Annotated in this window: 10 protein-coding genes; 7 read left to right on the top strand and 3 right to left on the bottom strand. The window is 57.3% G+C overall.

Annotated elements, in window-relative coordinates; genetic code table 11:
* Positions 1-82: 82 nt before the first annotated feature.
* Positions 83-1276 carry a knotted carbamoyltransferase YgeW gene (gene ygeW / locus RTU96_RS12530; RefSeq protein ID WP_312636956.1) on the bottom strand — a complete coding sequence of 398 codons (1194 nt, stop codon included), beginning with the start codon at positions 1274-1276 and terminating at the stop codon, positions 83-85.
* A 78-nt stretch (positions 1277-1354) separates the two neighbouring features.
* Positions 1355-2734 (bottom strand): YgeY family selenium metabolism-linked hydrolase, encoded by a 1380-nt coding sequence (locus RTU96_RS12525; RefSeq protein WP_312636955.1) that lies wholly within the window; start codon positions 2732-2734, stop codon positions 1355-1357.
* A 249-nt stretch (positions 2735-2983) separates the two neighbouring features.
* Between RTU96_RS12525 and RTU96_RS12520 the strand changes: the two genes are divergently transcribed.
* Together RTU96_RS12520 and RTU96_RS12515 are read left to right on the top strand one after the other, a co-directional pair.
* A complete protein-coding gene (locus tag RTU96_RS12520; protein ID WP_293007980.1) occupies positions 2984-3613 on the top strand; it encodes a transcriptional regulator in 630 nt (209 codons plus the stop codon).
* Positions 3610-5085 (top strand): pyridoxal-5-phosphate-dependent protein subunit beta, encoded by a 1476-nt coding sequence (locus tag RTU96_RS12515; RefSeq protein ID WP_312636954.1) that lies wholly within the window; start codon positions 3610-3612, stop codon positions 5083-5085. Before RTU96_RS12520 ends, RTU96_RS12515 begins: the two co-directional genes overlap by 4 nt.
* A 71-nt stretch (positions 5086-5156) precedes the next feature.
* On the opposite strand, the gene RTU96_RS12510 is transcribed toward RTU96_RS12515, so the two are convergent.
* A complete protein-coding gene (locus tag RTU96_RS12510) occupies positions 5157-5345 on the bottom strand; it encodes a hypothetical protein (RefSeq protein ID WP_312636953.1) in 189 nt (62 codons plus the stop codon).
* A 131-nt stretch (positions 5346-5476) separates the two neighbouring features.
* Between RTU96_RS12510 and RTU96_RS12505 the strand changes: the two genes are divergently transcribed.
* From RTU96_RS12505 to ruvX, 5 genes are all read left to right on the top strand, one after another.
* Positions 5477-5665, top strand: coding sequence for a YlcI/YnfO family protein (locus tag RTU96_RS12505; protein ID WP_312636952.1), 189 nt, complete (start codon positions 5477-5479; stop codon positions 5663-5665).
* A gap of 30 nt (positions 5666-5695) precedes the next feature.
* Complete coding sequence (locus tag RTU96_RS12500) at positions 5696-6937, top strand: threonine synthase (protein WP_312636951.1); 1242 nt, start codon at positions 5696-5698, stop codon at positions 6935-6937.
* A 281-nt stretch (positions 6938-7218) separates the two neighbouring features.
* Positions 7219-7542: a PadR family transcriptional regulator gene (locus tag RTU96_RS12495; protein ID WP_312636949.1), complete on the top strand. Its 324-nt coding sequence runs from the start codon at positions 7219-7221 to the stop codon at positions 7540-7542.
* On the top strand, positions 7527-8801 hold the full coding sequence (locus tag RTU96_RS12490) for a DUF2812 domain-containing protein (RefSeq protein ID WP_312636947.1): 1275 nt from the start codon (positions 7527-7529) through the stop codon (positions 8799-8801). The genes RTU96_RS12495 and RTU96_RS12490 overlap by 16 nt, the downstream gene beginning before the upstream one ends.
* 123 nt (positions 8802-8924) lie before the next feature.
* Positions 8925-9341 (top strand): Holliday junction resolvase RuvX, encoded by a 417-nt coding sequence (ruvX, locus tag RTU96_RS12485; RefSeq protein WP_293009484.1) that lies wholly within the window; start codon positions 8925-8927, stop codon positions 9339-9341.
* The last annotated feature ends 80 nt before the right edge of the window (positions 9342-9421 follow it).

Raw genomic sequence — 9421 nt, 5'->3', positions numbered from 1 at the left:
CACAGCCGCCGCCACACAGTCGGAAAGATTCCGGCGGGAGATACCGGGTCCGGCGGTCCTCCAGACCCGGTATGGATACGTCTTAGAACAGCTTGCGCTTGCTGTCGGCCATGTCCAGCGCCATCAGGGCGGAGGCAGGGTCCTTCACCTTGCTCATCATGATCATGGCGGCGATGACATAGGGCTTGAAGCTGGCCTGCTTATATAGGGGAACCAGATACCGGTCGAACACAGAGGCGTCCACTTCGCCCTCGGGGCAGGAAAGACCGGAGATATCGGCGGGCAGGCAGTGCAGATACAGAGCCTTGCCGTCCTTGGTCTTCTTCATCATTTCCTCGGTGCAGGCCCAGTCCTTGTGCAGAGCGTTCTGCGCGAGAAGCTTCTTCTCCAGCTCGCTGATGCCGGCGGAGTCGCCCGCCTGATACAGCTTTGTGCGCTGCTCCATGGCGGCGAAGGGCGCCCAGGACTTGGGATACACGATGTCCGCGCCCTGGAAGGCCTCGCCCATGGAAGCGACCTTCTGGAAGGAGCCGCCGGTGGCGGATGCGTTCTTACGGGCAATCTCCTCCACCTCGGGCATCACGTCATAGCCCTCGGGATGGGCCAGAACCACGTCCATGCCGAAGCGGGTGAACAGGCCGATCACGCCCTGAGGAACGGAGAGGGGCTTGCCGTAGGAGGGAGAATAGGCCCAAGTCATGGCGACCTTTTTGCCTTTGAGGTTCTCCACGCCGCCGAACTGATGAATGACGTGCAGCATATCCGCCATGCACTGGGTGGGATGGTCCACGTCGCACTGGAGGTTCACCAGCGTGGGCTGCTGCTCCAGAATGCCGTCCTGATAGCCTTCCTTCACGGCGTCCATGAAGGTCTTCTGATACTTGTGGCCCTCGCCGATGAACATATCGTCCCGGATGCCGATGACGTCGGCCATGAAGGACACCATGTTGGCCGTCTCGCGGACGGTTTCGCCGTGGGCGATCTGGGAGGTCTTCTCGTCCAGATCCTGAACCTCAAGGCCCAGCAGGTTGCAGGCGGAGGCAAAGGAGAAGCGGGTGCGGGTGGAGTTGTCCCGGAAGATGGAGATGCCGAGGCCGGAGTCAAACACGCGGGTGGATTTGTTCCGCTCGCGCAGGTCCCGCAGCGCGTCGGCCACAGTGAAAATGGCCTCCAGCTCCTCGTCGGTCTTGTCCCAGGTCCAGTAAAAATCGTTCTTGTACATATTGTTGGTGTGCAGGTGCTCCAGATGCTTGGCCAGTTCGATGGTCTTGGACATATCCATAACTCCTTCTCAAATCAAAAAGTCAGTCCCTGTATTGAAAACAGGGTATCCTGCGAACATGAGGGAAAATTCTTACTTAATATCGTTGTTGGTCTTGCCGCCGCGATACACGCTCACGTCCTCGGTGCCCTTGCCCTTATAGAGGGAGGGAACGGCGGCGTACATGGCGGCGCAGGCGACCAGGTCCTCTTTCCAGGTGACCTCGTTGGGGGCGTGGGCCTGAGACTCCGCGCCGGGACCAAAGCCCACGCAGGGGATGCCGTACCGGCCCTGAATGGAAACGCCGTTGGTGGAGAAGGTCCACTTGTCGATCAGGGGCGCCTTGCGCTTTTCAAGGGCAAGCTCGGAGGAGGTGGGGGTGCCCACGCGCTTGTCGCCGTACAGGCCCTTGTGCGCGTCCACCAGCGCCTGAATGTGAGGAGCGGTTTCCTTGTTGATCCAAGTGGGGAAGTAGCACTCCGTCTCATACTTCAGGCCGGTCCATGCGGGACGGTCGTACATATACATAGTGACCTTCACGTCCTTGGCGTACTTCTTCACGGCGGGCAGGTCCTCAATTTCCTTGATGCAGGAATCCCAAGTCTCGCCGGCGGTCATGCGGCGGTCCAAAGACACGGCGCAGCTATCCGCCACGGCGCAGCGGCTGGGAGAGGTGAAGAAAATCTCGGATACGGTGACGGTGCCACGGCCAAGGAACTGCGCGTCCTCATAGTGCTCGGGGTTGAAGGAGGGGTTGAGCATCTTCACAAGGCCCTTGATCTCGTTGGAAGGGCCGTCGCCGTTTTCGTTCAAAGAGCGGACGTCCTGAAGAATGTCGGCCATTTTAAAAATGGCGTTGTCGCCGCGCTCGGGGGCGGAGCCGTGGCAGCTTACGCCGTGCACGTCCACGCGGATCTCCATGCGGCCCCGGTGGCCGCGATAGATGCCGCCGTCGGTGGGCTCGGTGGAAATCACGAACTCGGGCGTGATTTTATCCTCGTTGTGGATATACTGCCAGCAAAGGCCGTCGCAATCCTCTTCCTGCACCGTGCCAGTGACGAGGACGGTGACGTCTTCGGGAATCAGGTTCATATCCTTCATAATCTTCGCGCCGTAGACAGAGGAGACGATGCCGCCCTCCTGGTCGCTGCCGCCCCGGCCGCCGATTTCGGTTTCGTTCTCATAGCCCTCGTAGGGGTCGAACTTCCAGTTTTCCCGGTTGCCGATGCCCACGGTGTCAATATGTGCGTCATAGGCGATGATCTTCTCGCCGTTGCCCATCCAGCCCAGCACGTTGCCCTCGCCGTCAATCTCCACCTTGTCAAAGCCAACCTTCTCCATCTCGGCGGCGATGCGGCGGATGACGCCTTCTTCGTTGGAGCTCTCGCTGGGAATTGCGATCAGATCCCGCAGGAATCTGGTCATATCGGCTTCATAGCCCTTTGCAGCGGATTTGATTGCATCGAAATTCATTTTGCGACCTCCTGTAAAAATATATTAAAAAAAATAACACGATTTGGACTGTGCCGTCCCTTTTTCTATCCTCATCATAGCATAAGAAACGCAGATGTCAAACAAAAAATAAGAAAACCTAAAAATTTTTCTGCAAACAGGTTGATTTCTGCACAAAGTATGGTATGATGGGTCTGTTAATACAGGAACTTTTGCCTGAAAAGGCAGGTTCCGGAGGAGGGATAGCGCACGGAAAGCGGAAAACTGGAAATGCTCAGTCAGATCGCCGCGGGAATCGCCGCGCAGTTCGGAAGCGACTGCGAGGTGGTGGTGCACGACTTGAGCCGACACCCGGATCACAGCATTGTTGTCATTGAGAATGGACATGTTTCCGGACGGAAGGTGGGAGACGGCGCGTCCTATGTTGTGCTGGAGCAAATCGTTCAGTCGGACGCCCAGCCCAAGGACCAGTACTGTTATCTGACACGCACGCCGGACGGGAAGATTCTCAAGTCCTCCACAATTTATATCCGGGGGGCCCACAAAAAGGTGGCGGCGATTCTTGCCATCAACTTCGACGTGTCAAAGCTCTTGATGGTGGAGGATGCGGTGCATTCTCTCACCAACGTTCCCGGCCCGCAGCCGGCGGAGCCGGAGCGGATTGTCAACATCAACGACCTTTTGGAGGAGCTGATCAGCCAATCGGTGGCGCTGGTGGGAAAGCCGGTGGCGCTGATGACCAAGGACGACAAGGTGAATGCCATCCGCTTTCTCAACGAAAACGGCGCGTTTCTCGTCACCAAGTCCGGCGACAAGGTGGCAAAATACTTCGGCATCTCGAAGTATACCTTATATTCTTATATCGACGATTCAAAAACATCAGGAGGTAAAGAACTATGATTGATTTGACCAAGAATCCCCAGGGACTGGCCCATAACATTGAAAAGGCAAAGGAAAACGGCGTGGTCATCCCCACCGTGGCCCAGATGCAGCATCCCGAGACGATTCCTGAGAAGATTCAGGCGAAGCTGAAGAACCTTGGCATGTGGGACGTGGACCCCATGAACCTGTTCCGCATCACATGGAAGAACGAAGCCAAGGAGAGCGGCGGACTGTTCCAGGCCGCCCCCAACTATGTGGAGCTGCCCTCCTCCCTCACCGGCGTGCCCTGCCGCATCGTTGCCATGGCCGGCAAGTGGTTCCCCACCGGCTGCCACAAGGTGGGCGCTTCCTTCGGCTGCCTTGCCCCCCGCCTTGTCACCGGCCAGTTTGACGCCACCCATCACAAGGCCGTTTGGCCCTCCACCGGCAACTACTGCCGCGGCGGCGCGTTCAACTCCAAGCTGCTGGCCTGCGAGAGCGTTGCCATCCTCCCCGCCGAGATGAGCAAGGAGCGGTTTGACTGGCTGAAGACCATCGCCGGTGAAATCATCGCCACCCCCGGCTGCGAGTCCAACGTCAAGGAGATTTTCGACAAGACTTGGGAGCTGAAGCAGGACCCCCAGTATATGGTTTTCAACCAGTTTGAGGAGATGGGCAACCCCCTGTGGCACTACAACGTCACCGGCAACGCGCTGGCTGACCTGTATGAGTCCATCAAGCGCCCCGGCGACAATTTCGCGGGTGCGTGCTTCACCTCCGGCTCCGCCGGCACCATGAGCGCGGGCGATTTGCTGAAAGACAAGTATCCCCGGCTGAAGCTGGGCGTGGGCGAGGCGCTTCAGTGCCCCACCATCCTGAACAACGGCTTCGGCGGACACCGGATCGAGGGCATCGGCGACAAGCACATCCCCTGGATTCACAACGTGAAGAATACCGACATGGCCATCGCCATTGACGACGAGGATTCTCAGCGTCTGCTGCGCCTGTTCAACACCGAGGACGGCAAGAAGTATCTGAAAGAAGAGCTGAAGCTGGACGCGGACCTGATTGAGAAGCTGACTTGGCTGGGCATCTCCGGCATTGCCAACGTGCTGTGCTGCATCAAGATGGCGAAGTATTATGAGCTGACCGAGCACGACGTGGTTGCCACCGTCCTCACCGACTCCGCCGTGATGTACGGCAGCCGCATCGAGGAGCTGAACGAGCAGCACGGCGCATATTCCGAGAAGGAGGCCGCTCTGGACCACGCTCTGCACATGCTTGGCGTGAAGACCGACAACCTGCTGGAGCTGACCTATGAGGAGCGCAAGCGCATCCACAACCTGAAGTATTACACTTGGGTGGAGCAGCAGGGCCGCACCGTGCAGGACTTGAACGACCTGTGGTACAACGTGGAGGGCACTTGGGACGCAGTGCACAAGCAGGCCGCCGAGCTGGACGCGCTGATCAACGAGTTCAACGAGGCCACCGGCGTTCTGAAGTCTCTGTAAGCGGAAGTATACCCCCTTTTGTAAGTTGATAAAAACGCCTCAGGGCGGGGCTTTTTGCCCCGCCCTGACGTTTAGCTGTCCTCCGGCCCCTCAGAGGCGGAGAGAAATGCGTCCTCTGCCTTCTGCTGGCCCTGAATGAGAAGGGCTTTGGCTTTCACGGGATTCCCCGCGTCCAGCTCTCTGAGGGCATCTGTGACTGCATTGAAAATGATTGTGTAATACTTGGGAAATTCTTCTTCTTTTCCGGGAAAAGGTATCATACACTCTCACCTCAATTATATTTTACTACTTTAGAAGCTAAAACGCAAGGCTTTTGCATGGCTCGTGCAATGCTTAAATGTATCGCATTTTGCAATACTATCGTAATATATAAAATATTACGAGGTGCACCATGAGAAAGTTTAAAATACCAAAGATTCCTACTACCACGAATAAGACAATCCGTTTTCCAAACGATGTGATTGAAGAGGTTGAGACTTCCATCCGGGGGACCAATTGCACGTTTTCCGCCTTCGTGGTGGAGGCCGTGCGGGTGGCGCTGGAGAATCTGCGGGAAGAAGAGAACATGGACGACGCGTGAACGCTCATATTTGATAAGGAGAACCCAACCATGAAAAATGTGAAATACGGCAAGTGCACCCGCTGCGGCAAGACTCATGCCGCCGTGCCTGACCTGACCATTTGCGACTGCGGGGGCATTCTGGACATTGAATACGATTACGACTATATCAAAACCCAACTGACCAAGGAAAAGCTGGCGGACCGGCGGGACATGACCATGTGGCGCTACCGCGAGCTGCTGCCCATCGAGGAAAGCACCGAAAACACCCCCCTGCGGGTGGGCAACAGCCCGCTTTACGAGGAGCCGCGCCTTGCCGAAGAGCTGGGGCTTGGCAGACTGTGGGTGAAGGACGACGGGCAGAATCCCACCTCCTCTTTGAAGGACCGTGCCTCCGCTATGGCGGTTGCCAAGGCCAAGGAGGCCGGGGCAAAGGTGATTGCTTGCTCCTCCACCGGAAACGCGGCCTCATCCCTTGCGGGCAACGCAGCGGCGGCGGGGTTGAAAACCTATATTTTCGTTCCCTCCCGCGCGCCCAAGGGGAAGGTGGCCCAGCTTATGACCTTCGGCGCCACGGTCATTTCCGTGGAGGGCAGCTATGAGGAGACCTTCGAGCTGTCCAAGCAGGCCATTGACAAGTGGGGCTGGTACAACCGCAACGCCGCCATCAATCCCTATCTCTCCGAGGGGAAGAAGACGGTTTCTCTGGAGATTATGGAGCAGCTTGGCTGGCAGGTTCCGGACTATGTGGCGCTGTCCGTGGGCGACGGGTGCACCATCGCGGGCGTTTGGAAGGGCTTAAAGGACCTGTACGCCATCGGATTTATCGACCGGCTGCCCCGGTTGATTTCCGCACAGGCGGAGGGCTGCTGCCCTCTGAACCGTGCCATTACGGATGGTAAGCCTTGGGAGCCGATGGAGGAGAACACGCTGGCGGACTCCATCGCCGTGGGCGTGCCCCGGAACGCGGACAAGGCGCTGGCGGCCATTAGGGAGTCCAACGGAATTGTGGTGAACGTCTCCGACGAGGAGATTATGGCGGCGCAAAAGCTGCTGGGCCGTACCTGCGGCGTGTTTGGTGAGCCTGCGGGCGTCACCGGCGCTGCGGGTGTGAAGAAACTGTGCGATCAGGGTGTGCTGGGGAAAAACGACACGGTGGTGTCCATCGTCACCGGCAACGGCCTGAAGGACGTGGCAAACGCCATCAAGGCCTGCGGCGAGCCGATCATCATTCCCTCCGACATGGAGCGGCTTTTGAAAGAGTTTGACCAGCGGGGGATTGTGGTGGAGTGATCTCTGCCGGAATTTAAGAGATGAAACAGCACGGACGCAGGGTAATTTCCCTGCGTCCGCGCTGTTTTCCGGCGTATGTCTGCTGGTTACTCCTGATGCCACGGCGTCTTACCCCAGACACATGTCTGGGGTAAGACGGATTTGGATGCTGTTGTTGCCGGGCCGGACGAACTATGCGGCGACGAAAATTTAATTGACAGCAAGAAGCAAGCAGAGTATGATGTAGAAAATATATCGTGACGCGATATATTGTGACGCGATATAACGAGGGGGGGAGCCTTATGCCAGTCGGGGGACCGATGACGGAAGCCATGTACTATATTTTGCTGGTGCTGACCGTGCCCAGCCACGGCTATCAGATCATGGCCTCGGTGCCAAGAGCTTCTCAGGGACGGGTGCGCATGGGACCGGGGACGCTGTACGGCGTTCTGACCCGGATGGAGACGGAACGATATATCGAAATCGTGGACGACGACGGGCGGCGCAAGACCTATGCAATTACGGAGACGGGCAGGGCGGCGCTGCGGGCGGAGACGGAGCGGCTGCAAGCCATGCTGGAGGATCAGACGCGCTGGAGGGAGGACACGAAATGCTTGACCGAGTAGAGGCTTGGGAAAAGGAGGAAGACGGATACGTCCGCAAGTGGAAGCCGGATGACCTCTGCGATTTGGACCGCAACGAGAGCTGGTTTTCCGACATGGCAGAAAAAGGGTTGTTTGTGGATCATTTCACCACCTGGTTCGCCTGGTTCAAGCGGGGAACGCCCCAAAAGACCCGCTACCGCATGGATATTTTGAGTCGGGCGCTGACGGAGGATGAGCTGGCACTGTACGATTCCTGCGGGTGGCATTTCGCGGCGCTCCATACCGAGGAGGGCTTCCGGAAGGACATCTGCTACTATGTTTTCCAGACCGACGAAAACGCGGGCGTGCCGGAGCTGCACACCGACCCCGTAGAGCAGGCAAAGTCCCTGAAGCGACTGCATGGAAAGTTTCGGAGAGACGTTTTTTTGACGCTGGTCTTGCTGGCTGTGGTATTTTGGGATGTAATTACGACGGGACGGCCCGATCTAAGGTTTGAGCTGTTGGTAACCGGAGAGAAGCCCTTCAGAATTTATTGGGTTCTTTTTGGCCTGTTGGAGATGGTGAACAGTTTACGGAGTTGGCTGAATATTCGGCGGCTACGCAGGCGCCTGACGGGGGGAGAGCCGCTGGATCATCACGCGGATTACCGCAAGGCCCATAGGCAGTACGTGGTGACGTCTGTGCTGAGGATTTTGCTGATGGTCTGGGCACTTACCATGCCGTTCTTTTTGGGGATTCGCATAATCTCCTCAAGCCATGTCCTTCCCGTGTCGGAGACGGTGGACTTTCCGGTGGTGCGGCTGGAGAAGTTTTATGATGGAACATTTGCGGAGAACGGGGTTTCTGGAGAACTTTATCACAAGTGGACGATGGCGGGTGCGGAGATTGACGAGTTGAGGGAGCGTGCCAATGAGGCAGAGGCGAACTCAATTTTGGAACTGCGTACCGTGAGCATCCGGCTTCCATTCGTCTGGACGGCGGAGCAAGCCTTTGCCTCTCTAACAGAAATGGAGATGTATGACGGGTTGGACGGTTACTATCGGATAGGAGAGACTGTCCCGGTGGAGACAAGTCTGGTGGACGAGGCATGGGCGGCGGCGCCCAGTGAGGACAATTGGAATCAGTTTGTCCTGCTGGTGAGGGACGGGCGGCAAATTGTGATGACGTTTTATCTGGACCGCACCAACGGAGATTTTGACGATCCCGCAGAAGCGGAAGTTTTCCGGGACCGGTGCACAGAACGGCTGCTGCCCAAGCTGGCGCAGAAGCTGGAGGACTGAGGGCTGGGCGGCATTTCGGCAAAAAGCAAAGTGTGATGCCCTGCGGGCGGCGGGCCGCACGCCATAGAGCCGCTGGAAAAAACGCAGAATCACGAGAGTAATTTTAATTTGGAGGAAATGCGCATGCGGATTATGGCCATTGACTACGGAGACGCTCACACGGGCATTGCCATCTCCGACCCCACCGGCTTTATGGCCGGGACTACCACCGTAATCAACGCCTACCGCCCCGAACAGGTGGCGGAAGGCGTGAAAAAATTCGCGGAGGAATACGGTGTGGAAGAGCTGGTTTTGGGCTATCCCAAGAACATGGACGGGACGCTGGGGCCGAGGGCGGAAAAGGCGGAGGCCATGGCGGCGCTGCTGCGGGAGACGGTGGGACTGCCTGTGGTCCTTTGGGACGAGCGGCGGACAACCATCGACGCCCACCGGATTTTGCAGGGCAACGGACAGAATGCAAAAAAGCGGAAGAAGACCGTGGACGCGGTGGCGGCGGCGCTGATTCTGGAGGGATATCTCACATTTAAGAAAAAACCATGAAAACGGAGAAAATCCTGCTAAAAAATTCGGAAAACAGGTTGACTAAGGGCATTATTTCTGCTAAAATCAACTTTACCTGT

This window comes from Oscillibacter sp. (assembly GCF_032018205.1).
Taxonomy (GTDB): domain Bacteria; phylum Bacillota; class Clostridia; order Oscillospirales; family Oscillospiraceae; genus Oscillibacter.
This window is presented reverse-complemented; position numbering and strand designations above follow the sequence as displayed.

Coding starts and splice junctions, on each gene's coding strand:
- RTU96_RS12500 (WP_312636951.1), top strand. CDS start 5,696: ATGAAAAATGTGAAATACGGCAAGTGCACCCGCTGCGGCAAGACTCAT.
- RTU96_RS12520 (WP_293007980.1), top strand. CDS start 2,984: ATGCTCAGTCAGATCGCCGCGGGAATCGCCGCGCAGTTCGGAAGCGAC.
- ygeW (WP_312636956.1), bottom strand. CDS start 1,276: ATGTCCAAGACCATCGAACTGGCCAAGCATCTGGAGCACCTGCACACC.
- RTU96_RS12510 (WP_312636953.1), bottom strand. CDS start 5,345: ATGATACCTTTTCCCGGAAAAGAAGAAGAATTTCCCAAGTATTACACA.
- RTU96_RS12495 (WP_312636949.1), top strand. CDS start 7,219: ATGCCAGTCGGGGGACCGATGACGGAAGCCATGTACTATATTTTGCTG.
- RTU96_RS12505 (WP_312636952.1), top strand. CDS start 5,477: ATGAGAAAGTTTAAAATACCAAAGATTCCTACTACCACGAATAAGACA.
- RTU96_RS12490 (WP_312636947.1), top strand. CDS start 7,527: ATGCTTGACCGAGTAGAGGCTTGGGAAAAGGAGGAAGACGGATACGTC.
- ruvX (WP_293009484.1), top strand. CDS start 8,925: ATGCGGATTATGGCCATTGACTACGGAGACGCTCACACGGGCATTGCC.
- RTU96_RS12525 (WP_312636955.1), bottom strand. CDS start 2,734: ATGAATTTCGATGCAATCAAATCCGCTGCAAAGGGCTATGAAGCCGAT.
- RTU96_RS12515 (WP_312636954.1), top strand. CDS start 3,610: ATGATTGATTTGACCAAGAATCCCCAGGGACTGGCCCATAACATTGAA.